Origin of the sequence: Sphaerospermopsis sp. FACHB-1194 (assembly GCF_014696235.1) — a bacterium.
GTDB lineage: Bacteria > Cyanobacteriota > Cyanobacteriia > Cyanobacteriales > Nostocaceae > Sphaerospermopsis > Sphaerospermopsis kisseleviana.
This window is the reverse complement of record NZ_JACJPU010000026.1, coordinates 36,945-62,954: the sequence shown is the minus strand read 5'-3', so window position 1 is coordinate 62,954 and position 26,010 is coordinate 36,945. Positions and strand designations below refer to the sequence as shown.

24 protein-coding genes and 3 pseudogenes are annotated in these 26,010 nt (G+C 35.8%); 13 read left to right on the top strand and 14 right to left on the bottom strand.

Annotated elements, in window-relative coordinates; translation table 11 throughout:
- The first annotated feature begins 82 nt into the window (after positions 1-82).
- Positions 83-364: a DUF427 domain-containing protein gene (locus H6F45_RS15790; protein WP_187038386.1), complete on the top strand. Its 282-nt coding sequence runs from the start codon at positions 83-85 to the stop codon at positions 362-364.
- Between the two features lie 199 nt (positions 365-563).
- On the opposite strand, the gene H6F45_RS15785 is transcribed toward H6F45_RS15790, so the two are convergent.
- Positions 564-1,007 (bottom strand): molybdopterin-binding protein, encoded by a 444-nt coding sequence (locus tag H6F45_RS15785; RefSeq protein WP_190347656.1) that lies wholly within the window; start codon positions 1,005-1,007, stop codon positions 564-566.
- A 175-nt stretch (positions 1,008-1,182) separates the two neighbouring features.
- Between H6F45_RS15785 and H6F45_RS15780 the strand changes: the two genes are divergently transcribed.
- Positions 1,183-2,034, top strand: coding sequence for a DUF72 domain-containing protein (locus H6F45_RS15780; RefSeq protein ID WP_096568058.1), 852 nt, complete (start codon positions 1,183-1,185; stop codon positions 2,032-2,034).
- 147 nt (positions 2,035-2,181) lie between these two features.
- On the top strand, positions 2,182-2,367 hold the full coding sequence (locus H6F45_RS26610) for a hypothetical protein (protein WP_242052642.1): 186 nt from the start codon (positions 2,182-2,184) through the stop codon (positions 2,365-2,367).
- 112 nt (positions 2,368-2,479) lie between these two features.
- On the opposite strand, the gene H6F45_RS15770 is transcribed toward H6F45_RS26610, so the two are convergent.
- The 4 genes from H6F45_RS15770 to H6F45_RS15755 form a co-directional block, all read right to left on the bottom strand.
- Positions 2,480-3,988, bottom strand: a complete 1,509-nt coding sequence (locus H6F45_RS15770; protein WP_137667670.1) for an FAD-dependent oxidoreductase — start codon at positions 3,986-3,988, stop codon at positions 2,480-2,482.
- A 149-nt stretch (positions 3,989-4,137) separates the two neighbouring features.
- The gene (locus tag H6F45_RS15765) at positions 4,138-4,707 is read right to left on the bottom strand and encodes a pentapeptide repeat-containing protein (RefSeq protein WP_096568061.1); all 570 of its coding nucleotides are present in this window, start codon (positions 4,705-4,707) and stop codon (positions 4,138-4,140) included.
- Positions 4,708-5,326: 619 nt separating this feature from the next.
- On the bottom strand, positions 5,327-5,608 hold the full coding sequence (locus H6F45_RS15760; RefSeq protein ID WP_096568063.1) for an RNA-binding protein: 282 nt from the start codon (positions 5,606-5,608) through the stop codon (positions 5,327-5,329).
- Between the two features lie 364 nt (positions 5,609-5,972).
- Positions 5,973-6,191, bottom strand: a complete 219-nt coding sequence (locus H6F45_RS15755; protein ID WP_096568065.1) for a hypothetical protein — start codon at positions 6,189-6,191, stop codon at positions 5,973-5,975.
- Between the two features lie 163 nt (positions 6,192-6,354).
- On the opposite strand from H6F45_RS15755, the gene H6F45_RS15750 reads away from it, so the two are divergent.
- Entirely contained in the window at positions 6,355-7,188 is an 834-nt protein-coding gene (locus H6F45_RS15750; protein ID WP_190347655.1) for a DUF3598 family protein, read from the top strand.
- Positions 7,189-7,279: 91 nt separating this feature from the next.
- Here H6F45_RS15750 and nrdJ (H6F45_RS15745) read toward each other — a convergent pair.
- The 3 genes and pseudogenes from nrdJ (H6F45_RS15745) to H6F45_RS15735 form a co-directional block, all read right to left on the bottom strand.
- A pseudogene (gene nrdJ, locus H6F45_RS15745) lies at positions 7,280-8,350 on the bottom strand (ribonucleoside-triphosphate reductase, adenosylcobalamin-dependent); the annotation flags it as partial.
- Positions 8,351-8,594: 244 nt separating this feature from the next.
- A pseudogene (gene nrdJ, locus H6F45_RS15740) lies at positions 8,595-9,848 on the bottom strand (ribonucleoside-triphosphate reductase, adenosylcobalamin-dependent); the annotation flags it as partial.
- A 179-nt stretch (positions 9,849-10,027) separates the two neighbouring features.
- A complete protein-coding gene (locus tag H6F45_RS15735) occupies positions 10,028-10,384 on the bottom strand; it encodes a hypothetical protein (RefSeq protein ID WP_137667672.1) in 357 nt (118 codons plus the stop codon).
- A gap of 38 nt (positions 10,385-10,422) precedes the next feature.
- Here H6F45_RS15735 and H6F45_RS15730 point away from each other — a divergent pair, with 38 nt between their 5' ends.
- Both H6F45_RS15730 and H6F45_RS15725 read left to right on the top strand, forming a co-directional pair.
- Positions 10,423-10,821, top strand: coding sequence for a DUF4351 domain-containing protein (locus H6F45_RS15730; protein ID WP_137667673.1), 399 nt, complete (start codon positions 10,423-10,425; stop codon positions 10,819-10,821).
- Positions 10,822-10,961: 140 nt separating this feature from the next.
- A complete protein-coding gene (locus H6F45_RS15725) occupies positions 10,962-11,543 on the top strand; it encodes an Npun_F5749 family FMN-dependent PPOX-type flavoprotein (protein WP_096568074.1) in 582 nt (193 codons plus the stop codon).
- 90 nt (positions 11,544-11,633) lie between these two features.
- On the opposite strand, the gene H6F45_RS15720 is transcribed toward H6F45_RS15725, so the two are convergent.
- Complete coding sequence (locus H6F45_RS15720) at positions 11,634-12,332, bottom strand: L,D-transpeptidase (RefSeq protein WP_137667674.1); 699 nt, start codon at positions 12,330-12,332, stop codon at positions 11,634-11,636.
- Between the two features lie 91 nt (positions 12,333-12,423).
- Positions 12,424-13,176, bottom strand: coding sequence for a serine O-acetyltransferase (cysE, locus tag H6F45_RS15715; protein ID WP_096568077.1), 753 nt, complete (start codon positions 13,174-13,176; stop codon positions 12,424-12,426).
- 790 nt (positions 13,177-13,966) lie between these two features.
- On the opposite strand from cysE, the gene H6F45_RS15710 reads away from it, so the two are divergent.
- Entirely contained in the window at positions 13,967-14,347 is a 381-nt protein-coding gene (locus tag H6F45_RS15710; protein ID WP_137667675.1) for a hypothetical protein, read from the top strand.
- A 973-nt stretch (positions 14,348-15,320) separates the two neighbouring features.
- Here H6F45_RS15710 and H6F45_RS15705 read toward each other — a convergent pair.
- From H6F45_RS15705 to H6F45_RS26605, 3 genes and pseudogenes are all read right to left on the bottom strand, one after another.
- A complete protein-coding gene (locus H6F45_RS15705; protein WP_096568081.1) occupies positions 15,321-16,484 on the bottom strand; it encodes a helix-turn-helix domain-containing protein in 1,164 nt (387 codons plus the stop codon).
- Positions 16,485-16,837: 353 nt separating this feature from the next.
- Positions 16,838-17,077, bottom strand: a complete 240-nt coding sequence (locus tag H6F45_RS15700) for a hypothetical protein (RefSeq protein WP_190347654.1) — start codon at positions 17,075-17,077, stop codon at positions 16,838-16,840.
- A 53-nt stretch (positions 17,078-17,130) separates the two neighbouring features.
- A pseudogene (locus H6F45_RS26605) lies at positions 17,131-17,391 on the bottom strand (glycosyl transferase family 1); the annotation flags it as partial.
- 338 nt (positions 17,392-17,729) lie between these two features.
- On the opposite strand from H6F45_RS26605, the gene H6F45_RS15695 reads away from it, so the two are divergent.
- The 6 genes from H6F45_RS15695 (at position 17,730) to H6F45_RS15670 (ending at position 25,320) form a co-directional block, all read left to right on the top strand.
- Positions 17,730-18,587: a transcription factor RcaD gene (locus H6F45_RS15695; RefSeq protein WP_190347653.1), complete on the top strand. Its 858-nt coding sequence runs from the start codon at positions 17,730-17,732 to the stop codon at positions 18,585-18,587.
- 90 nt (positions 18,588-18,677) lie between these two features.
- Positions 18,678-20,783: an ATP-binding protein gene (locus H6F45_RS15690; protein ID WP_190347652.1), complete on the top strand. Its 2,106-nt coding sequence runs from the start codon at positions 18,678-18,680 to the stop codon at positions 20,781-20,783.
- Between the two features lie 15 nt (positions 20,784-20,798).
- Positions 20,799-23,495, top strand: a complete 2,697-nt coding sequence (locus H6F45_RS15685; RefSeq protein ID WP_137668769.1) for a DNA translocase FtsK — start codon at positions 20,799-20,801, stop codon at positions 23,493-23,495.
- A gap of 160 nt (positions 23,496-23,655) precedes the next feature.
- A complete protein-coding gene (locus H6F45_RS15680; RefSeq protein WP_096568089.1) occupies positions 23,656-24,540 on the top strand; it encodes a ParA family protein in 885 nt (294 codons plus the stop codon).
- A gap of 214 nt (positions 24,541-24,754) precedes the next feature.
- On the top strand, positions 24,755-24,922 hold the full coding sequence (locus H6F45_RS27345) for a type II toxin-antitoxin system HigB family toxin (protein WP_347237738.1): 168 nt from the start codon (positions 24,755-24,757) through the stop codon (positions 24,920-24,922).
- Entirely contained in the window at positions 24,910-25,320 is a 411-nt protein-coding gene (locus H6F45_RS15670) for a transcriptional regulator (RefSeq protein ID WP_096568091.1), read from the top strand. The genes H6F45_RS27345 and H6F45_RS15670 overlap by 13 nt, the downstream gene beginning before the upstream one ends.
- A 25-nt stretch (positions 25,321-25,345) precedes the next feature.
- Here H6F45_RS15670 and H6F45_RS15665 read toward each other — a convergent pair whose 3' ends face one another.
- Complete coding sequence (locus H6F45_RS15665) at positions 25,346-25,951, bottom strand: Uma2 family endonuclease (protein ID WP_190347651.1); 606 nt, start codon at positions 25,949-25,951, stop codon at positions 25,346-25,348.
- Positions 25,952-26,010: the final 59 nt, after the last annotated feature.

Here is a 26,010-nt window from a genome sequence, read left to right as displayed (position 1 = left end):
AAAATGGGGAAGAATTTATGAGTTCAAATTCTCAATTTAGGTGTCACAATAAGAATTGTTAACTTTTTTTTCAATCCTCACTATGAAAGCAACTTGGAATGGTGCTATTTTAGCTGAAAGCGATAAAACCGTAGTCGTAGAAGGAAACCATTACTTCCCTGCTGACGCTATTAACAAACAATATTTCAAAGACAGTGATACTCACACCACTTGTTCTTGGAAAGGAGTTGCGAGTTACTACACCATTGAAGTAGATGGACAAGTTAACAAAGATGCAGCTTGGTACTATCCCAGCACCAAAGAGAAAGCGAAAAATATAGAAGGTTATATTGCTTTCTGGAAGGGTGTGAAGGTGGAAGCATAGAATAACATTAAATTACCATAGCCATTTATTTAGCCAGGGAATAAATTCCCTGTCTAATAGCTAAAGTCGGTTAAAACCGACTAATTTTTAGGAAGTAAATGTCTATCGTAAAATTGGGCAACTTTTTGATTTAATGCTTAACCTACCCACATTATAGCTTTAAGCTGATTGCTGATTACTGATAGCTGAATGCTGACATTTAATCTTTAGCAATGACAATATCATTTGATTTAATCACAGCATAAGCTTCAGCACCTTCAACTAATCCTAATTCCTCTGCGGATACTTTAGTAATGATTGAAGTTAATTCAACTTTATGTACAATTTCTAAAGTTATTTCACTGTTAACAGTTCCGGTAGTTACTCGTTTAACCACTCCTTTTAAAACATTACGAGAACTAACTTTTAATGGTTTCTTGGGAATAATATTTTCTATCTCAACAGTCTGAGTTTCTACCTTCTCTTGGGGGGTTGGTTGTGATATTTTGGGTGCAGATGCAGCAGGTTTTTGATTTAACCCGCGTACCAGTTCCCGCAAAATCTCAGTTTTAGTGCGCTGAGAATGCTGACAGAACTCTTCTAAAATCTTCCGTTCTTCCTCTGAGGTTTGGAATGTTACCCAACCTTGTTCTTTTCTGGGCATAAGTTTACCAAAAATATACCAATTTATTTGGTACTCATTATTATAGAATCTTGATACAATCCTAGCAGGTAGTGGCAAAAATTAATCATCAAACATCATCAAACATTATCAAAGCCAATACCTAGTTATAGAATTAAATCAGATCAGATAGTATTTGGTTTTGTGAACTGGTTTTGTGAAATTTTTCATCGGTTGTGCAGTTTGGGCTTATAAAGGTTGGGTGGGCGAACTTTACCCCTCTGGAACTCGCACCACGGACTTTTTGCATCTTTACAGTCGTCGTTTTACCACGGTAGAAGGTAATACCACTTTTTACGCTGTTCCTAACCCGGAAACCGTTACCCGTTGGATGACAGAAACACCTCCGGGGTTTGAGTTTTGCCTAAAGTTACCGCGAGATATTACCCATCAAAAATTACTGCAACCCCATATTCCTGAAGCGTTAGCATTTTTAAAGAGAATGCAACCATTAGGTAAGCGTTTGGGTCCAATGTTTGCCCAACTACCACCGAGTTACTCACCTGCGTTACTGGATGACTTGCAGACATTCCTGGAAGCATGGCCACGTCAAGATGTACCTTTAGCATTAGAGGTGAGACATGGTGACTGGTTTAAAGAACCTCATTTGAGTAATTTAACAACTTTGTTAGAAAATTTAGGAGTTGGTAGAGTTTTATTAGATACTCGTCCTGTGTATTCTGGGGAAGATGATCCACAATTAGCATCAGAAAGGCGTAAACCACAATTACCAGTACAATTTTCTGTCACTGCCAATTTTACATTAATTCGGTTTATTTCCCATCCCCGTTTATCTATGAATGAGCAATTTATGAATGAATGGGTGACATATATTAAAAAGTGGTTATCAGAGGGAATTAAAATTTATTTGTTTGTACATTGTCCTACAGAGGATATGTCTCCTAATAATGCGCGTTATTTTCAACAATTATTAGAGGAAAATGGTGTAGAAGTTCCGCCTTTACCTTGGAATACTATTAGTAATAGTAATCAACTGAGTTTATGGTAAGTAGGTGACAGTAAAAACGAAGTAGCGAAAGCTGTTGAAACCATTACAGATCCAAGGTTACAAAGAAATATAGCTGCTGCTAGTAGCGTGTTAGCAGGGTTAGTTTTAGATAAACAAGTGATCAGGAAGATTTTCAGGAGTGAAATTATGCGCGAGTCTGTAATTTACCAAGAAATTCTCGAAGAAGGTAAAGCTGAAGGTAAAGCTGAAAAAGCTAGGAATGTAGCAATCAATTTACTAAGAATTGGTATGAGTTTACCACAAATTGCTCAAGTTACAGAGTTATCTATTGAGCAAGTTGAGGAAATACAAAAATCAATTCAAGGATCATAATTGATACCAAAATCCCCGACTTCTGCAATTCAGTCAAAATTTATGGACATGATAATAAAAAAAGTCGGGGATCTAGGGGATCTAATTTAGCAAATTAAGCAAATTAAGCAAATTAAGGCAACCAAAAATTAGGTAAAATTGATTTACCCACATCACGGATAGCTTGATTCACATTTCTCGCTATTTGTATATGATGTTCATCTTGTTCTATAGGTAAAATATTTGCTTTTTTCCCTGTTCCTAAATAATCAATTGCTAAATTTGCAGCTTCCAAACCTGTAACAAAGGCTTTTTCCTGTGACCATGAACCGTGACGGTTAATAATCCAATCACCACTCATAAATACATTATTCAAACTGGTTTTAGCTGGTAACATATTCTGATAACTACCAGGTGAAAAATGTGTAACTGCATTTGCTAAACGAATGACGCTACTATCAATTACTTTTGCTTCTTTAAATTCTGGTACACAAGTTGCTAAATAACCTTGAACTATTTTGACAATTTCCTCATCACTTAAATGTAAAAATTGATTGGCATGATAAAAGTCAACTTCTACAACTGTTTCGGTTTGATTTTTATATTCATCATGCAAAGCATTCAAATCAAAAAAAGTCCATCCGGTTGTATTATCAAATCCAAAACAAGCATTAGAAGGACGAGGAATATTGATTTTTCTGTCAAACCATAACCGAGTCGCTAATACATCTATTGCTCCTAAATTGCTGATATTTCTAAATTCTGTATAATGTTGTAAACTAGGACTATTAGCAACAATTTTTTTCATTCCTGTAATTCCTACAGAAAAAATCACGGCATCAGCATCAAAAACTTGATCACCACAAACTACACCTTTAATCTGATTATTACCACCGACAATTACATCTGTAACTCGATGTTTAGCTAAAACTTTCGCCCCTAACTTTTCTATCTTCTGCACCCAAGGACGAAAGATTTTTTCGCCTACTGTTCCCCGACACCAAACTACGTCAAAATCTGGTTGGTGAGCGAGGATAAAATAATATAACATTCCTAAAGTGGCGGCGGCTGAACATTGTTCACCAGGGGCAAATAAACCCACTAATAACATAGGTTCAAATGCTTCTTTATAAAGTCTGGCGGAAACACCAAAAGTTTTGAATAATTCACGGGCGGTTATATAATCATATCTTTGCCAAGCATCATGAGAATTATCAAAATCAATTAAGCTATAAAGTAAAGGTAAGGCGCTGAGTCTGTCAATTAATGGTAATCTTTGAAATTGCGGGTAAATAAAAGTTCCTAAGGGGGTTGGTAGTCTGGGTAAATCTTGAAAAATTGGTGATTCAACTTCTAAACCTGCGGGAGAATATTGAGCAGAACGAGTCCAAGTTGTAAAGGGGTTTATTTCTAATTCATTGATGAGAGAAAATATATTTCTGTAAGGATACCAAAAGCCATGAATACCGGCTTCTACAGATTTTCCTGCTGAGGTTTGCCAACCTGCTACCAAACCACCAGGATATGGTCCTGCTTCTAAAAGTGTGACATCATAACCTTGTTTTGCTAAATGATAGGTTGCCCCTAAACCCGCCCAACCAGCACCGATAACTACTACCCGTTTTTGTTGTAATTCTGACATTTTTGCACCCATGTTTTTCTGTACAGATAGTTATCATATCGGTTTGAGCAGGGAACAGGGAAAGAAAATTTTAGATTTTAGATTTTAGATTGGAATTGGCAAAAACAATCCAAAATCCAAAATCCAAAATTCTGCCTCCTGTCTCTTCATTAACTATGAATACTGCCATCGGGCATAATAGCACCTGTTAAAAAAGCTTCACTCATATCTGTGGCGTTTAAATTAGCTCTGGTCAAATTTACCTCACACAGATTAGCTTCACTTAAATCAGCGCCGGTTAAATTTGCGCCTTGTAAATTTGCCTTCCACATCCGCACACCTCCCATTTTTGCACCACTTAAATTTGCACCTTGTAAGTTGGCGGCTGTGATTGATGCTTGATGTAAATTAGCATCACATAAATCTGCACCAGTTAATAAAGCTCCACTAAGGTCTGATTCATTTAAATGGGAATTAGTTAGTATAGCTTGAGTTAAATCAGCACCACAGAGAATCACTTCTGATAAATTAGCATTTTCTAGTGTTGCACCTCTGAGATTTGCTTTACTTAAATTTGCTCCACTCAAAGATGCTGCGGTGAGGTTTGCACCTCTGAGGTCTGCTCTACCAAAGTCTATACCACCCAAGTTAGCTCCTTGTAGGTTTGCGGAAGGTAATGCAATACCGTTAAAGCTTCTTTCTCCTCTGGCATACCTAGTTAATAGTTCTTGAATATCCATAGTTTTGAGTTATTTGTACTTAGTTGGAAGATTTAATTTGTATTTGGCGAAAATTTATTTAAGAAAAATACGAAAATAAATACAATTATTAAAACTAAAATCTCAAATATATTAACTATTTTAGTGACCTCAAATTGATCAATATAATGAATGCTACCGATAACATTGATATTGGGAGCATCCGAATTTTGCCAACATAAATGTAGCTAAATCAAAAGTTTGAGTGTTTATACCTTGCATGAAGTAGCCATACTGACTCATGAGGGCAATAAACAGGAAATAGGTAATAGAAAGTGTTGAGAAATCATTGAGGATGACTATATATACTATATATATAGTACCTATAAAAAAATCACTTTTCCACAAATGCTAAAAATCTGTTAGGGTTTGTCACGAATATCAAACAATTTCAGGGACTTTATGCGGAAATTTTGGCTGGAATAATCAAGACTGAATTTGCTATAAAAAAACCGACTAGTCTTAACATTTGTCTGCAATGAATCTCTAGTCGGGCATAATTATATAGCGTTGTGTGATTGGCAATTGTTTCTAGCTGGATTTTAGCGATCGCTTACTTGCATAAATAGAAACAATCTGCTAAGATAAGACTTCTATATTATTAATATTCTTTTTTAGACCAACTACCTCGTCGATCATCCTCTCGTGGTTTTGCTTTATTCACTCTTAGTTGACGACCCATCCATTCTGCACCATCCAATTCTGTGATAGCAGCATCTTCTTGTGCATCTTCGATCATGTCAACAAAAGCAAATCCGCGCATCCTTCCGGTTTCGCGGTCAGTAGGTAAAACAACTCTTTTGACCTCGCCATAATCAGCAAACACGGCTTTTAAGTCTGCTTCGGTTGCGCGGTAAGAGAGATTTCCAACGTAGATAGTCATTATGAGTCACGTAATTTTCAACAAAAAGCGATAGTTCAGATGGAAACTGGAACTCAGCAAATTTTAAGCATTGCTCCCGTTGCCTTGGATTCATGTATGACAAAAATTGTAGGAGATTAGTCATCAATTATACTAGTTCACTACTCAACCTGCCACCAGACTGAACATACCCATCTGCTCATTATGATAACTGATTATGACATTTTCCAAAGTATGAGAATTTACAAAGAATTATAATATAAAATTATATGCTTTGATCTATTGGATAATTTAACAGAATTTATTGCTAACAAGCTGCGGTAATCTAATTACATTTTAGCAATTATAAACCGTTAACGTTGAAATGTTAACGGTTTATAATTGATTAATCAATTGAAATTTGTTGAGGGCCAGAGGCTTTGCCATTCTGGACTTCAGTGGCTGTTTTGGGGAAGTTGGCTGAAGTAATATGTTGATCTAGCCAACTTCTAACAGGATCATCAGCTAGGTTAAGTCGGAGGACACCAGAAACAAACCCACCCATAAATGACACTGGATGCTGGGCAAGTTCTTTAAATAGAGGAGACAATTCACTAATAAACATTACACTCTCCAAGTATTGCCGTAAAAAAATTATTAATTCTTCATCAATCTTAACAGATACTGGCTAATAAGTGACAATAAACAAATTTAATAATATTAAGATGTATAATAGTTATGATTTTTTCAATCCACAACAAATTAATTGAATTGAAATTTATTAAGCTATGACAAGCAACTGGGAAAACTTTATCAAAAATATAGGTGAGTGGAGGGGTTCATTTACTCAAATATCCCCCCAGGGAGAAATATTAAAATCTACGCCTAGCATTTTAAACTTAGAAGCCATTGATAATAACCAAGCTGTACTGTTTAGATTACGTCGTTTTGATAGTAATAATTATGATAGTTCTCCCATTCAAGATTATCAACAAGAATATCGTTCTTTAGCCAAAGAAAACATATTTTTTAACACAGGTGCGTTTGCCAAAGGAACATTACAACTAGCACCGTTTACAGAATTTGGTGCAGAATATGGCTTTATAGATGAAAATAGGCGATCGCGCTTAGTGCAATTATTTGACAAACAAGGAAAATTTAGTAATTTAACCTTAATTAGAGAATTTAGAACTGGTACAGAAGCCAAAGAAAGACCACCATTGACAGTAGAACAACTAATTGGTAAATGGGAAGGTCAAGCGCACACAGTATATTCAGACCTCAGCCCCTCAGAAACAAATACCAGTTATTTAGAAATCAAAGAACTAGACAACGGATATTTAGAACATCAACTTTCATTTGCAGGTCAAAATATTAGCTCAAAAGCCAAGATAGCAGGTAATAAATTGATATTTGAAAAAGAAGGAAATATCAGAGAAATCTTATTATTACCCGATGGAATTTCTAGTAATGTTCCCGTCCAACTAGAACTAAGAAAACCCTTTTTTGTAGAAGCAGGTTGGTTAGTCACAGACAACGAACGCCAAAGGTTAATTCGTACCTACAATGCAAAAGGAGAATGGATAAGTTCAACTCATGTGATTGAAATTAAAAATATTTAGGGAACAGGGAACAGGTAACAGGGAATAGGGAACGAGGGAAAAAAATATTTACCTCCTGCCTCCTGCCTCCTGTCTCCTGCCTTCTGCCTCCTTATGTGGGTGACTGTTCAGGGAACATACATTTATCAGAGTCACAACCGCTAGGTCCTGCTTCTGACATTTCCCCTAAATCATAACGACCTAAAGCACCACAAAAATCATCGGTTTTACGTCTTGCTTTCACCTCAGCAGATAAACGCTCATAAGTTGCTTTGTCTATGGGTTCAAAGGGTAAACGGGGGAAAGTTTGAATGTCATCAAACCGCGCTAATAAAGCCGCAGAAATGTAACCTTCATCATTTTTCACCGCTTCATAAATGCGTGTTCCCAAAACTTCAACTTCCTCAGAACGTAACTCTAAAGTCGCTGAGGTGTTATGGGTAGTGTAGTATTTCTGCACTTGCATCACAAAATCTAACTGTGCCAATACAGAAAACTTGGATACATCAATTTCATCTGCTCCTGGTAAATCTGCCCAAGAGACAGCCACGGGTATTTCTACCAACCATTCTGTACAACGAGGATCAAACGGATCATTTAACAAGTTACCGTTTTCGTCTTTGTCAGATTGAGAAGGTATGACATTATACCCATAATCTATACAGGCTAAGGCTACAGGGTCATTTTTACGGAAAGTGATCCGGCGGATGAACCTTTGCGCTTTGGGTGGATGCCAACCAGAACTAGCACCAGTCAATAAAGATTTTGTCCCGCTAGGCTGCACAGTAGTACAACGGTTGGGGCGTTTAATTCCGTGTTTATCGCAATATTCCCAAACAGCGTTATGTACTATTTCTCTCCATTTGCTGAGGTATTTTTGCTCACCGCGTTTAAATATCAGTCCTTCAGGGGTTTCAGGTCTGCCTTGTTCCCACCAGCGCAACCAGTCCACACCAAAAGCATGAACAAAGAAGTCAAATAAACCAGTGAAGGAAACGCCGACGATGGGATCAAGTTCCCGACTATATTGATAGCGGGGTTCTTGGAAGTGATGGTTTAATAATGCAGCAACAGATAAAGCACCAGCTTTAAATGCTTCCTCTTGTTCTTTATAGTTGTCGGGATCGAGTTGGTTTAAGTGTACCTCAGACAAATTACAGTGGAAATTAGTTCCTATTATTTCCAGTTTTGTTATCCTAAAGGCTCTTTATCCTTTAGTTCTAGTGCTTTAATTCGCACTAGCTCGGAGTACATTTTCTACAGTTTCCTGTAGTCCGGCACTCGTGGAAGTCTTTTATTCTCCTGGGAGGTTCAACTTCTACTCTCTACGGTGTTACAGGCTTTTTAGTTCCTGTAATTACCTCGGCATTAGCAGTCTCAGCTTTCACCGATTTTGCCGGATTTTTTACGTGAGGCAAGTATAATTATTTACCACACGGATTAAGCCCGTATCTACCTAAACGATGTTCTAATTCTTGTTCATCAATATTTGGATGATGTTGTTGTATCCATGCTTTAGCTTTTCCTTGTTCGTAAGCTTGCAGGAAGTCTTTTTTCAGTTCTGGGGTGTTGAGTAAATCAATATTAGCTCTTGCCACCGCTTCACCAGCCCATTGAATTGCACCTTCACCACTGTAATACTGCTTTTGCACTGCGGCAATAGATTCTTCTAGGGTGGGTTTGCGGTGAAATACTCTTGTGTGGTTGGCCATACGTAAAGCATCACGCTCAGGATCTATGCGCCAGTTACCTTCTGTATCTTGATGCCAAAGATTATCTTTCGCTGTTGCACTTTGTTGGTCTTCTGCAACGAATTGGCGCATCCCCGCGCTTCTGCGTATATTTCCAGCAACAATTGATACAGCAGCTTCATCAATTAATAAACAGCATTCCACAGAGGTTAACTGTCTACCTAAAGCTTTATTCAGAATAGAGGCGCAGCGTTCATATAAACCAGGTAATTTTACTGGGTTAGCAACACCACCAAAACCTTTCAGGGTTTCCCCGGACTGACGTACATCACTAATATCTACAATTACCTGAACGTCATCGGTATGGTCAGTGAGCGAAGTCGAACTGAAGCGTTCATCGGTAGAAAGCTCTAACAGGGTTTGATAGGACTTTACCCAACCTTCCCGACTATCTCCGACGTGAATAGTAACGGTGTTACCTTGTATATCGGTTTCTGTAAATTCTCGACGCTGTTCTACAGGTGTACGGCCAACTTCACCTGTGATGGTAACATTTAAGCGATTACGGATAGGGGGCAATTGATTAATATACTGCGGTTCGATAATAGCGCCTGTACCACAACCCATCATGGCCAAGTCCATCATTAAACCGAAGGCTTTCCAGTCTACTAAGTTGGTAGAAGTACAATTATAAGCACCAGAAAAGTTTTTTGATTTTTTTAACCAGTCTGTGCCACCAACCCACAACCAGCGGCCACTGGGTAGGGATTTCATATTGCGTTGCATTTTATCTAAGAGGGCGGCTTCTTCTTGGGTAAGTTTGCCTAACTCTACTAAACCTTGTAAAGTGCGATCGCACACCTCATTCCAGGATTCTCTTAAACCTGCTGCTGTACGACGGCTGTAGGTTCTAAAAAATACAGGGTTTGCTGCTGGTGCGGTTTCGGGGAAAGATGCACTCTGGCGTTGACGTTGCAATTCTTGAACCATAAGAAATTTTTGTAGCTTAATCACAGATTAAGACTATAACGCCAACTCGTTATATTATGAAAGGTTGCTAAATTTACCACTTTGTGATTTGAAGTATTTTGTATAATGTGTAACAATTTTTTATTTTTATTGTCAAACCCTGACTATGTACCAGGGTTAGTGAAGGTTATCATTTACTACTAAGCATTGATAGCAAGTAAAGATTCTAATTCATTGATATCTGTTACAACTCTACGTAATTGCTCACTAAAATATAAAACTTCATAATTAGGTGCAAGTTCTTTTTGTAGTTGTTTCCACAAACTAATACCTTCTTGTTCAAAAGCTGCTGCTGCTTTTACATCTGAAAACCCAGATGAACCAGGATCTTCCCAGTTTAACTTTGCATCATAAATATCTGCCCATTTTGCCAAACGGCTGATAGTTTCTTCACTTAATAGCATAGTTTCTGGATCAATATCTCCAACTTTATCAGAGCTAACCCACCATAAAGGGTAGCATCCATAATCAGCCATGAGTTTGATTTTTTCTGCCATAATCAATTTACCAACTTATGGGGAAGTTCTAGGGTTAGCTGACTACTTTAAAAAAAAGTCAAGCACCAGCAGCAGCTAGGTATTTATTAACAAAAAGTAATCAAGAATCATCATCAAATGAGATGATTTTAGAAATGATTACTACAATCATGATGTACAGATTTGAAAATTTGACTTTGCGGGAGGTTCAAGTCATGTTAGGAATTTCATTAGAAAGAAGTCGCACTTATCAAGAAATTAAACAGGAAGGAAGACAAGAAAGTGCTTTAAATTTAGTTATGCGACAGTTAACTAGACGTTTGGGAGAGTTACCGGAGGAAGCAAAAAATAATATTGCTAACTTATCTTTGAGCAATTTAGAAAATCTTGGAGAAGCGTTGTTAGACTCTACCAGTTTAAAAGATTTACAAAGTTGGTTAAGTCAAGTGCAAGATTAATTTATTACTGATCAGATCCCTGACTTTTCAAAAAAATTCACTATTTATAGAAGTTGGGATTTCAAAAATAGTAGATTTTAAATTATAATTACATAACCAACCAATAAAAATCAAATTACAAAAATCTTACAGTAATAATAATGTCCCTAGCACCTTGGAGAAGTTTAATAACTCGCGCTTTACACAAAAACCGCAGTTTAGTTTATTCCCGTTATGTGCAACTTGCAACCGTGCGAGAAAATGGTTTACCTGCAAACCGCACTGTAGTATTTCGTGGTTTTCTGGAAGATACCAACCAGCTAAAATTTATTACCGATATTCGTAGTGCAAAAGCTGAACAAATACCACAACAACCAGCAGCAGAAATTTGTTGGTATTTTCCCAACTCTAGAGAACAATTTCGTATTAGTGGAAAATTAATTTTAATTACTGCTAATTCTCATCCACATTTACAACCAGCGAGAATAAAAATGTGGCAAGAATTAAGTGATGCTGCACGTTTACAATTTGCTTGGCCTACTCCTGGTAAAGAAAGAGTAAGAACACCAGAAGCCTTTACACCATCAGCACCCAACCCTTTAGAACCATTAGAAACCTTTTGTTTATTATTACTTGAACCTACCGAAGTAGACTATTTAGAACTGCGGGGTGAACCACAAAATAGAACTATTTATAAACTTGATGAAAATCAAGAATGGGATTTTGAAGAAATCAATCCGTAAGTCTTCAGGTAGTAGACTCCTAACTTCTATTCTTTTATTACTGTCACCTGTCACCTGTCACCTGTCACCTGTCACCTATTGCTCTTGACATTAAGGTAAAATTTCCACAATTGTACCTTTCTGAACCAATTTATATAATTCATCTACATCTTTATTTTTTAAAGATGGACAACCTAAAGTCCAGTTATTTTTTGCATCAATCATTTCATCAGCACCCGCAGGTACACCATGAATACCTACTTCACCACCAATAGGAAGATACCAAGCTAATTCACCATTGATTTTAGCTTGAAAATGCTTTCTCCAAGATTGTGAATTAGGATAATTTAACCACATAAATTTTGACCATTGGGGATGAGGATAAAGGTCTTTAATTTGTAAAATCCCTTCGGGTGTTTTTTTATCACCTTCTCTTTTTTTATCACCTGTGGGGTTAGCACCAAAAACCACAGGATAAGATTTAATAGGTGTGAGATTGTAATATAATGTTAGTCTGTGCTGAGATTTTTCAATTAAAATAGATATCTGATCTTTATTAATAGGTTCGGTAATTATTTTTTCTATTGGTTGGTCATAATTTAATAATTCATTGCCAATTATAGGTTTATGTATTTTGTGATTTGTTTGACAATTTGTCATACATAAAACCTCGGCAATTTCTGTCACTGGAAATATCAAACCTGCACGCAAGAGTAACCCATAAAATACAGAACCAGTAACAAAAAACAAAATAATGTTTAATAGGATTCTCTGTTGTTTAAGGTATTTGGTTATTGATTCTGTATTCATGATTTGTATGTTTGTTTAAACCTGCTACAAATAAATATTCTGACTCCTGACTCCTGACTCCTAACTACTGATTCCTGAATTATTACATTGGTTAAATCCCAGCACCGTCTAAAAATTCCTGTATTGTTTTATCTCGAAGATTACAGAAATTATGCTCTTTTGGTAATTCATCTACTTGAATGTATTTACCTACTAAAACCGGAACTTTGACGGGATTTTGTAGAGTTTCTATTTTTTCTTCTAGTGCTTCAATACGATCTAGTAAACTACGAATTACTTGAGCTTCCGAGTCTGGTAGGTTGTTGTGTTCCAATGGTGAAACTTTCACTCCAGAACGGTAAACAATACGTCCAGGAATCCCGACAACGGTACAATCAGAGGGAACATCTCTTAAAACTACTGAACCTGCACCGATACGGACGTTATTACCTATTTGCAGATTTCCTAAAACTTTTGCCCCTGCACCAACAACGACGTTTTCACCTAATGTGGGGTGACGTTTACCGCTTTCTTTACCTGTACCACCCAGGGTAACGCCTTGATAAATGAGGGCGTAGTCTCCAATAATGGCGGTTTCGCCAATGACAACGCCCATACCGTGGTCAATAAATACGCCTCTGCCAATTACTGCCCCTGGGTGAATTTCAATACCCGTTAAAAACCGAGCAATATGAGAAATGAGCCGGGGAATAAAGGGAATGCCAATAGCACGCAACCAGTGAGCCAGTCTGTGAAGGATTAAAGCCTGTAAACCAGGGTAGCAAAACAAGACTTCTAACCAATTCCGGGCTGCTGGGTCACGTTCAAAAATGATGCGAAAGTCGGCACGCAGTGTAGATAGCATCTAGATAGTACCCAATAAGCAAAACAAGCTACTTTCCCATTTTATCGTTACTTGGTAATTGGTGATTGGTGATTGACATGACGCAAAAACCGCAACCAGAAAAAAACACACAGCTAGAGATACAATTTAATCCTTTGACGCACATTCCACCTCAGAAATTTTCCCTATTCCCTATTCCCTATTCCCTAACCTAACAGATATGACTCAGATCACAGCCAAGATGTTGCCTTGTGGTTTAAGATTCGGAAACTGCTACCGTGATTAGTAGTCTAATGGTCATGGTGCATCAATTTGTCAGTAGATTTTGTAGTTTCAGGAACTTGTAATCTGCTGTGTTAGTCAAGCAAAAAAGTGCAGGGTGCAGAGAGGAAATTTCTGAGGTTTCGGAAATTCTCTTTGGATATTTAGGTAAATGGTAGGGTTTGTTAGATGAGAGATTTGATTTGCTCTGTCTCATTAACTCTGGAATTATTTTTACCAAAACTAACAGTTCTCCACAGCCAGCCTACACAAATAACTTTATGATTTACTGAATACTAAATATTGTTGGTAAATTAAGTAAAAAATGTAACTCATTCTGCTATGCAGCAAGAGGTTTTAATGCTGTAAAAATATTCCGGTGGAATGTTTCTACTGACTGCTGGTATATATTACTGACTTGCCTTCACTCAGTAATTACGGTTGGCTCGGTAACGATTATTTCACATCTAGAAAGTAAAAAAATTGGCTTAAATTTTCCGGATCTACAAAAAATTTTGAGTTTATTGTTACACGTAAATATGTAAGCACGATGAATATCAAACTCGATAAACACACTCCAGATAGTCTGGCATCTTTATTTGTCCTTCTCATGGAAGAAGGAATGACACCAAATCAAATTTTGGTTGGTATTGTTCGTCTAGCGACGGATAGCAAAGAATTAGAAGGCACGATTGTCTCAGCCGATTGTATACGTTTCCTGTTGTCGATAATGCCACTAGATGCAAGTGCGCCAGGGGTGACTGGGTTTGTATTATCCCTGGCCAAAGAAGGCGTTAGTAGCTTGATGCTGTTCGATGCTTTGGGTTTTGCCTGCTATGTTTGTGGTTTGTTCGATACTGCTAGTTTGCTCCGCTTGACTTATCAGAGATTGCAAGCTGACAAAATCATTTCCCAAATGCTGCGCGACTAAGAGCTAATGACTAACCAATGTTTTTTTAGACGGCTCATGCCAAATCAAAAAATGCTCAACCAAACAATGGATGAACTGATAAAACTAATAAAAGCGTTATATGTTTCCTGTGAGATATTTAGCCAGTTGTAGTGAAGCGACTACAAGGTTAAGGGACTGCTACAACATATAGCGATGTTGTGCAGTGCTTCATCAACAACTGGCGAGTGGCTGTAAGTTCTGAGGGTTGGCTGCCATCCTTCCCTTGGAACTATTTTTAACTGTCCTGTTCTTTTTGTTGATATTTCTATTAAAACGGTAACTAAAAAATTTTGTCTGCCAAATTGCCAAAACCTTGAATTGTTTGGCTGACGGTGGAAATGAGGATTTTGATTGCATAGATGGGGCGTTGAGGAACGCCCCTTTTCCTATTTTCCTCATGGTAGGGGGAGTTAGGGAGAAATATTTAGGGTTTGCTGAAAAAGTTATCTGTGAAGGACCAGTGACAGGTGACAGGTGCTACGCCACGGTGACAGTTTCAAGAGTTGGATAGGAACTATTTTTTCTTGAAGTAGGAATTAAGTGCAAGGTTTTTCAGTTGCCACCTCATAAAAGCTGGCAGTTTTTGAAAGCACTTCGGCTTACTTCGACACCGCCCTTCGACACCGCCCTTCGACACCGCTCAGGACAGGCTCAGGACAGGCTCAGGACAGGCTCAGGACAGGCTCAGGACAGGCTCAGTACAAGTCGCTCAGTACAAGTCAAAATAGCTAAAACCCTTTACCTGTAAAGTTTTCGGATTTATATGGCTAACGCCACGCTACGCTATCAGCAAACCCTATTTACCTCCTGCCTCTTGCCTCGCTCATGATCATAATGTTGGCACAATTCTTTACTAGCTGTGCAGCAAGTTCAAATTGAGGAAATTTTTACTAATTCGTAATTCGTAATCAGTATTTAATAGGTTCAAGCCTACATAAATTGTAATTGCGAATTATGAATTATGAATTATGATGATATGTTTTTTATGATCAAATTGAATTTTACCTTGTTGTTGGAACTGACTCAGTAAGCGTGTAATTGTGACTCTGGTAGTACCACAGATATTGGCAATATCTTCATGAGTGAGGCGAAAACAAAGGCGTGTTCCTTCAGGTACTGGTTCTCCAATTTGCTGTTTTAAAAGTTCTAATAAATGCTGTAATCTTGCTGGTACTTTTCGCTGACCAGCAATAAATAAAAAAGATTGTGTTTGTTGTAATCGCTGTTGAATTTTAGGTAATAGGATTTTATTGAGGTTGGGTGTAGCTGCAATTTCTGAAAGGTAAATTGGTACTACTTCGACATCTGCAATGGCTGTGGCTTGGTAAATGGGTAAAGATGTCATACTAGAGCCAAAAATCATGCCTGGTTTTGCTAACCCTGTGATTATTTCTGCACCTGTTTCACTAAATGCACTGAGTTTAACTAAACCATGACGAACAAACCAAATTAATAAAGGAATGAGGGTAATAATTTCTCCTTTGGAATGTTTATGTATAGGACGATTTTCAATTAGGTCGGTGAAATTTTTAACATCTGTTGATTCTACTGGCTGATAAGCAACACTTTTATGTATTAACCAGTGTAATTTCGTCTGTTGCTGATTGGCAACAGATTTGACTTTCAAAGAGGCATCAAATGAATCATCATGACGTGGCTGTAATCGTAATAATATTTCTCGGATTTGCTCAGATTTAGATATCTGATTAATTGTGCTGAAAAAGTAGGAGTGTTGTTCTTGTGAAATGAAATTTGTTATTGGTTTTCCAACTAGAACATTTTGGTCAATGTTTAGTAATTGTGATGCTAATCGGTTGGCTTCTTGGATAATACCCTGTTGATCAGTTACTAAATAAGCTGCTGGTGCAAATTCAAATAATTCTTGGTAATGTTGGCGTTGTGTTTCCAGCAAGGTGCAATTTTGCATGAGTTCTTCGTTTTGCTGGTAAAGTTCCTCAGCTGCTAATTGCAACATTTTTGAGGTGCTATGTAGTTCTTTAAATGCTTGGGGTAGTAGATCAGAGGGAATCCAGGGTAATAAGGTAGCAGTTTGGTATAAATCTGCTAAATACTGGTGTAATGCTTCTGATCGTTGGATAAATAGTTGTATGTTCACTTTTAATTCCCGCCTTTATATGGATATTGAGTCAAAAATTCCATTACTTTAAATTTGGGAAACTTTTTTTATACTCTTTTTAAGGTGTTAAAAAATGAAAATTTATTATATTTTAAGTTTTACTTAATCATTTGGTAATTTGTTTTAACGTTTTATTATTCATATATATATATATATATATATATATGAATAATAAGTTTATTGTATTAAAACTGTTTATTTTTTAGCTTTTCTATGTTTACTTGTAGTTTACATTATAATGCTTAATTGATGCAAATAACCAGATTGTTGATATCTGACGCACCCTATTAATGTGCCAGTTGCGTAAGTCGTCCACTGATAACTATATTTGTCTATAGATTGTGCAAATTTGTGGGATACTGAGATTGGCGATCGCCTGATTTTTTGTGAGCTTTGTTGCCATTTTGCTGATCATGCTGGGTTTGTATCTCATACCATTCACTCATGCAATATTCTGACCAACAAAAGCAGTATTCATACCAACAAAAATCACATAAGTTGGAATCTGCTATTTGCTCTCCGTTGGATACAGGTTTGACGCTATTATGAGGACAGTGAATATAATTACTCATTGGTGTTAACTCCTTTTTTGAATGAAAACAACAGCTTTATTAAGTTATTTGTATTACTCAGTTTCTAGACAAATTTGCTTATAAGGCTTTCCAGCAATTTCCCAAGTAAAGTTAGTTTCTATAAATTATCTGGCATTATGAGAGAGTTAATTTATAAGTTGTGAATCTTCAAAAATTTGACTAATAGCTTTTATGTATTCTGCGGGTTATTTTGCTTTTAATGCTCGTCGTGGTGTGTTGATACTATCTACAGCAAGTCCTTCTAACCCGCGATCGCTTCCCACCACTGGAATACCTGCGGACATCGCTTCTAGTACCGCTTCGCAGAAGTCAAAAGTCAAAATTCAAAACCAAGACAGCATAGGATTGTCGGAGATTGAGAATGGTTGGTTTATTTACGCCGTGCTGTACTAGATTTACTAAGAGATTGACCAAAATATCATAGCACCATGTTCCTTTAGAGACTAAAATAAATACAACAACCAAAGCTAACTTTTAATAGCTTATTCAGGAAGCAATGACTAGAAATTTTCATAATAGTTTAGTGTTTAGTGAAAAATGGTACAGATTAGGGTTAACATAATAAAAGTGTGTCAATTTTTCTCTTTTTAACCTAGATTAGTCATAGTTCGCAGCCAGCAACATTAAGCACATGGATACTAACCAGTTAAAATTTGTATTAAAACTATTGGGATGTCCCAACTACCGCGCTGGGTTAAGTTCCAGTGTTTTTGACGCTTTTAAAAAAGATAAAAACAAAATTTGCAGAGATTTGAAAGCACTAGAACTGGTAGACTATTCCCAAGAGATTGCCACAGTAAAAATCAAGGATGCTGGACAGGCTTTGTTAAAATTAGATTCCAGTCAATTACCCATCAGTGATAAAGAACTGAAAGTATTGGAAAAGATCGGTAAAAGTTCTAAAAAAATCGCCCCCAGTGAAATTAAAGTTTCTGGTTTGAAATCAGATGAACGAGAGACGATATTAAACGTATTAACTGGAAGGGGTTTGATTGAAATAGAAATCAAGATGAAAAGAGTTAAAGCTGAAGTGTGGTTAACTCCAAGGGGAATAGAATATTTGCGGGATGAATTTATTACCAATCAGGGTAATAAGCCCACTATTAGTTTAGACTTATTGGGTAATTATATCCGGTTTTTGCGGAAAAATTTACGTCATTCAGAACCAGTTGATTCTGTAGTATCTATCAGTGAAAATTCGGAAATAGAAACTATCAGTAAACCTAGTGATCAACAGGTTTTAGAGACTATTAAAAAATTAGATTATGAACTGGGAACAGAGAATTATTTACCTATTTTTCATTTACGAGAAAAGTTACAACCACCTTTATCAAGGGATGAATTAGATCAAGCTTTGTATAGGTTGCAAAGAAATGATCTAATTGATTTGAGTTCTTTACAAGAAGTTAGTGCTTATACCCCAGAACAAATTGATGCGGGTATCCCTCAAAATATTGGTGGTCAACTGTTTTTTATCATCGTCAACTAACAGTTATCAATTCATCCACATAGTTTGATTATTTTCTGATTATTTGCTTTTTTCCTTAATTCCTCCTCACACCGATTTTTAGATTTAGCAATGACAAACATTAACGATATTATCAAACGTGAAGTCAACCCTTTTGATGTTATCAATTTAAAGCCTACTAATTTTTGGGCGGATCAACAAGACGCAACATTAATGGTTGATTCAATTCATAAAGAAGCAATTACAGAGATAGAATATTTACTAAATTTAGTAGGTAAAGATCATCGTAGTCGTACAGTTTTATTAGTTGGTGATTCTGGTGCAGGTAAAAGTTATTTATTAGGTCGTCTGAAACGCACTCTTAACCCTAAAGCTTTTTTCGCTTATATTCTTTGTAACTGGGCTGATAGTAGTAATATTTGGCGGCATATTTTACGCTATACAGTTGATAGTTTGATTCAAATACCTGAAGGTGAGAAAGAATCACAATTAATGTTATGGCTAAAAAGTTTATCAGCCTTTACAAAAAGTGATATCAAAAAACGAATATTTAATGATAATTTTTGGGAAGCATTACAAAGTAATCGCCAAAAATTTATTAAACATCTCAAGGATACCTATAAAACAGCAGGTATCTATAACCCTGATATCTTTTTTGGTGTGCTGCACGATTTAGCAAATCCCGAATTATATGATATAGCTTGTGAATGGTTGCGAGGAGATGATTTAAGTGAAGAATCCATGAAAGAAATAAAGGTTAAACACTGTATTGATACAGAAGATGCAGCCAAAAATATTTTAGCTAATTTTGGCAGAATTTCCACACAAACCCAGCCAATAGTCTTATGTTTTGATAATTTAGATACCATGCCTCAATCGCCAGAAGGGTTTCTGGATATCCAACCTTTTTTTAATGTTAATACAACAATTCATGGGGATAATTTTAAAAATTTCTTAGTCATTATCAGTGTGATTACAAATACTTTAAAACGCCATTGGGATCGGGTGCTGCCAGCGGACAAAGCCGGAATATATAAAACAATTGAGCTAAAAAGAATTAATATAGAACAGGCGGAAGCACTTTGGGCTTATCATCTCAAACCATTACATCAATTAGCATATCCTCAACCAGAATCCTCTCTTTTTCCTCTCACTCGGCAAATTTTAGAAACCAATTACCCTGCTGGTAAAACCATGCCGAGAAATACATTAACTCTGGGACGTGACGAATATCAAAAATATAAAATTGATATCATCAGTGGTCATATCAAACCTGAACCTGTAGCACAAACAAAAGTTACCATACCCCAACAAAAAGTTACTCCTGATCCCATAATTACTATTTCTTTATCTGTAAGTGATCCAGAAACAACTCAAGCAGAATTTGAATTACTATGGCAAAAAGAATATAAGAAAATTCAGGGTAAAATTACAAAATTATCTCTGTTATCATCATCTGACTTAATGCAGATGTTACAACAAGCTTTATCAGCTTTACAAATCCAGGGAATTAAGCCTAAACTTTTAACTGGAAAATATGCTACTTATTCATTGAGTTATCAGCAGTCTCAAAAACAAGAAAGAGTAGGAATAGTCTGGACAGAAGATTCAAACATGACTACTTTTTTTCATGTTATGAATGCTTGCAAAAATGTAATTCATAACAATAGCTGTAAAACTCTTTATTTAGTCCGTGCTGGAAATGTAGGAAAACCAAATCTTGCAGGAAATCAACTTTATAGAGAACTTTTTACACACACTCATCACCAACACATCAAACCAAGTCTAACAGCAGTTCATTATTTAGCAACATACCAAAGTTTTGTCAATTCTGCCAAATCTCAAGAATTAGTCATTGGTGGGAAAACGATTAATTTACAAGGACTAGAATCTTTAATGCGTGAATCTCAAATCTTGCATAACAAATGTACTTTGTTACATGATTTAGGTCTTGTTGCTACAACAGAACAAGATACAAATGGTAAAGTTAGAAGAGATTACAGACCTGTAAAAGATTTTATCTTAAATCTCATCAAAACTCAAGGATTTATGGGAGTAAATACGTTAATTTACCAAACAGCTAGTCAATTTGCTGATGTTCAAGAAACAGAAATTAAAATGTTAATTGATCTATCATGTCAGGAAAAGAAAGCTAAAATTATGAACCCAAAAGCTAAATTACAAGATCAATTAATTTCTTGGAATCCTCAACTATAATATATATATCAACTAATGCACTACCTAACCAAAGATGCGGAAATATATCAGCAAATTTCCCAAATATCCCGACATAAAACTCTATGGATAGATACAGAAATTGCTGATTGGAATACTCCCTACCCCAGATTATCATTAATTCAAATATTGGCTGATCCTACAGACTTAACTGGTGAGTCTGCTTTAATTTTCGATGTTTTAGATAAACCTGATTTGACCGATTATTTTATCAATCAAATCATGGTAAAATCAGAAATTGCTAAGGTTTTTCATAACTCTGGATTTGATGTTAAATATTTAGGTAAAAACCTAGCCCAAAATATTATTTGTACATACCAATTATCTAGAAAAATTACCCGCGAAAAACTACAAGTTAGTAATTTAAAACTCAAAACCTTAGCTGTAGAACTTTGTCAATTTTCTGATGTAGATGTAGAAGAAGGAACAAGTGACTGGGGAAAACGTCCTCTCACTCAAAAACAGCTAAACTATGCAGCAATGGATACAGTCTATTTAGCTGCTGTCCATCGTCGCTTACTACAAATATATCAACCTGAAGCTATTAATGAGATTTTTAATATGGTAAATAATACATCTGAAAATTCATCTTTAACACCGACTAAAGTTAGAGTAGCGTTTGAATGTCCGCGGTTATTTTATCTCAATCATCATTTTGATCATAAAGCAATATTTTTTCCTAAAAATTCCATTTCCGGTATTGGTAATGTTTTTCATAAATTAGCCGATGATTTGATCCAATTACTTTTGATTAATCCCAAAATTAAATCTTTATTAATTGCCGATGTAAGTAGATTAAATTTAGAACAAATATCATCGGAAATTCAACAAATATTTTATACAAATCAATTCTTCCCTTATTTACAAAATATTATCAGTCAAGATGACAGTAAAGCACCTGCTTTATTACAAATTTGGCAAGGAATACAAGGACTGATTAAAAAACTCACAGAGTTATTAATTATCAATCGGCGTTATTGTAGTGCTGAGACAGTAATTAAAAATACTTTTATTCAGGAAGAAAGAACTTTAGAATATTATTTTAATTTACCTGATGGTACACAACAATTAGTTAGAGGTGAATTTGATTGTTTAGTTTTTAATTTTGAAGTTAAACGCCTGTGTATGATAGAGTTTAAAACCTATCACCCTGTAGATCCAGCAGCACAGTTAGCACAGGTTTCTCTGTATAGTTATATGTTATTTCACAAGAAAAAAGCGGCGGTAGATTCTGCGGTTTATTGTGTTTTACCTGAATTTAAAGATTACCAATATTCCTGGGAACAATTAGAAAATACAGTTCATCAATTAATTCCCTACAAACTATTACAAATGCAGGAATGGTTAAAATGGGAATCTCCCAACCCCAACCCACCACCTGCGACGACTCAACCTCATTTGTGTGAAATTTGTCCTCAACAACAAAAGTGTCAGACATTTTTTAATCCTAATGTTCTTAAAGAATGTCTAGAGATGATGATAGATTTATGTGATCGATTAACAATTAAGTCAACTATTAATGCTGAGGAAATAGGGGAATCTGATCCCCCCCAACCCCCCTTAAAAAAGGGGGAGAGTTTACCAAATATTAATGCTGATGAAATTGGAGAATTTGATCCCCCCCAACCCCCTTTAAAAAAGGGGGAGAGTTTACCAAATATTAATGCTGATGAAATTGGGGAATCTTTAGTTACAACTTTGGCATCTTTTAAGGTTAATGTAGATTATTATGGTGCTGATGTAAGTCCGGCATTTATTCGGGTGAAAATTAAACCCCATTTAGGTATAAAAGTGCCTTCAATTTTAAAATTATCTGCTGATTTACAAGTGCAATTAGGGTTAGAATATCCTCCTTTAATTGCGCCCCAAGCTGGTTATGTCAGTGTTGATTTACCACGCAAAGATAGACAAATTGCTAAATTTGAAGATTATATTCAAAAACAGTTTTTACCAGCAAATACACCTGTAAAAATTGCTGTAGGAATAGGTATTGATGGTAATTTATTGGAAGCTGATTTATCTGATCCGAATACTTGCCATTTTTTAGTAGGAGGAACAACAGGAAGCGGTAAAAGTGAATTTTTAAGATCCCTACTTCTCAGTTTATTGTATCGTCATTCTCCCCAACATCTGAAAATTGCCTTAGTTGATCCGAAAAGAGTGACATTTCCCGAATTTGAACAAATTCCCTGGTTATATTCACCAGTTGTTAAAGATAGCGATCGCGCTATAGAATTAATGGAAGAATTATTGATAGAAATGGAATCTCGCTATCAAAAATTTGAAAAAGCTAAATGTAAAGATTTAACAGATTATAATCACAAATTTTCCCCACCTTTACCCCGGATAGTATGTATTTTTGATGAATATGCCGATTTTATGGCAGAAAAAGAAATTCGTACTGCATTAGAACAAAGTATCAAACGTTTAGGTGCAATGGCAAGAGCAGCAGGAATACATTTAATTATTGCTACCCAACGTCCAGAAGCGGGGATAGTCACCCCTATTATTCGCTCAAATTTACCGGGAAGAATTGCTTTAAGAACCTCCAGCGAAGCGGATTCTAAAATTGTTCTTGGTGGAACACAAACAGCAGCAGCATATCTGTTAGGTAAAGGTGATTTACTTTATCAAGTTGGTTCTCAGTTACATCGTTTACAAAGTTTATTAGTAAAAAATATGAAACTACCTTAAAAAAGTCCTTAACTTTTTTCGGGGTATAACCGCATAAAGGAGAAAAGATAGCCCAAAGCAAATTTTCGCATCTACCAAAAGACTAAATTAACCAAAGTTAAAATCTATTAGATAATATGTACGCTACATTAATGGGAATGCGTCAGCAGAGGAAATAAAAATGGGATATGTAATTGCAACTGCAAACATGAAAGGTGGAGTGGGTAAAACTACGGTTACTGTTAATTTAGCCACTTGTTTAGCAAAAAATCACGGAAAAAAGGTATTGGTTCTCGATTTAGATAGTCAAATTAGTGCTACCCTCAGTTTAATGTCACCGATGGAGTTTGCTAAACGTCGCAAACAAAGAAAGACTTTTAGATATTTGATAGATGAAGTTATTAACCCATATCCCAATGCTGAATACAAGATTCAGGATATCATTCAAGGTGAATTATGTAAGCTGCCGGGATTGGATTTATTGCCAGGAGATATCGACTTATATGATGAATTTGTCGTTTCAGAAATGCTGCATAATCAAGCATTAGCCTTGGGTGAACAAGATTTTGAAACTATTTGGAATCGTTTTGAAAGAGTCTTAATTAGAGACATTTTAAAACCAGTTCGGGATGAATATGATTTTATTCTTTTAGACTGCGCTCCTGGTTATAATCTCATGACTCGTAGTGCTTTGGCAACTAGCGATTTTTATCTTTTACCTGCTAAACCAGAACCTTTATCTGTGGTGGGTATTCAATTATTAGAAAGACGCATTGCTAAGTTAAAAGATAGTCATGAACAGGAAGCAAAAATCAATATCAAAATGTTGGGAATTGTCTTTAGTATGTGCAATACTAATTTATTGACTGGCAGATATTATAAACAAGTAATGCACCGAGTTGTGGAAGATTTTGGTGTAGAAACTATTTGTCAAGCACAAATTCCCGTTGATGTCAATGTAGCGAAAGCTGTTGATAGTTTTATGCCGGTAACGTTAATGAGTCCGGGTTCTGCTGGTGCGAAGTCATTTATGCAGTTGACTGAGGAATTATTGCGGAAGTTGTAAAGGCTATATAATAGATCCTCGATTGATTAAAAAAGTCGGGGATCTTGGTATGCTCACATTATGATTAAATTTGCTATAATATATTCTGAAATTTCATGCACATTATTTCTCGTAAAGCTTTTCGTCAATTTTGTGAACAGTATCCTGATAGTGAAAGTGCATTGACTCGCTGGTTTAAACTTAGAATGGGGCTAATTTTGAAACTTTTGATGAATTGCGCTCTGTTTTTCCTAGTGCTGATATGGTAGGTGATTTAATTGTATTTAATATTGGTGGTAATAAATATCGTTTAATTACTTCAATTCATTTTAATCGCCAAAAAGTGTATATTCGCAAGATATTAACTCATTCAGAATACGACAAAAATCTATGGAAAAATTAACTACATTGCCCCCTGATATTAATATCCATTGGACTGCTATTGCTCCTTTGCTTACAATTCGTAATGAAGAAGAATATGATCAAGCTATCGAAAGATTAAATAATTTACTTGATGAAATCGGTACTAGTGAACAGCATCCTCTTTATAATTTACTGGATACGTTAGGAACAGTAATTGAGGCTTATGAAAAAGAACATTATGCTATTCCTAATTGTCATGGAAATGATATATTAGCTTATTTAATTGAAGAACACAAATTGAGTTTATCAGATTTACCTGAAATTGGTACAGCAGAAACAATAAAGGCTATTTTGAACAAAGAACAAGCATTAACTTTTAATCAAATTCAACAGTTAGCACAACGTTTTCATGTTCCCATTCAAGTATTTATCAGTTAAACTCTAATTTATTGGTACTTATTTTTTACCAAATTTCTCTTAAATCTAAAACAAATCCTGGTAAGATATCTTCACCATTTAATGTTTGGGGATGATCTAATTCTTCCACAGGTTGAATAGGACGATAAATATATACTTTCTGTTGTTTCCTGTCAATTAACCAAGCTAATTTCACACCATTTTCTATATATTCTTCCATTTTTTCTTGTAGTGTTTTCAAGCTATCTGTTTCAGAACGCAACTCTACTACAAAATCAGGACAAATTGGCGCAAATTTCTTTCTTTGTTCTGTGGGTATTGCTTCCCATCTTTCCTTTTTTATCCATGCTGCATCAGGAGAACGCACAGCACCATTAGGTAACGTAAAACCACCACTAGAACCAAAACCTACTCCTGTACCATCTTTTTTTGTCCAAATACCTAATTGCACAATTAAATTAAAATTACGTTCATCTGTTTCTGATCCGGTAGGTGACATAATCAATAAATCTCCAAATTGGTTACGTTCAATTCTAAAATCACGGTTTAATTGACAGAAATCGAAAAATTGATCATCAGTCATGATGATATCTGGCTGCATTTTTATCACCATTGGTAAGATTTCTGTAACTGTGGGTGTTTGTGTGTTCATAGGTTTATTTTTGGATGTGGAAAATGAGGATGCAGATCCGTTGATTGATTAATCATTAA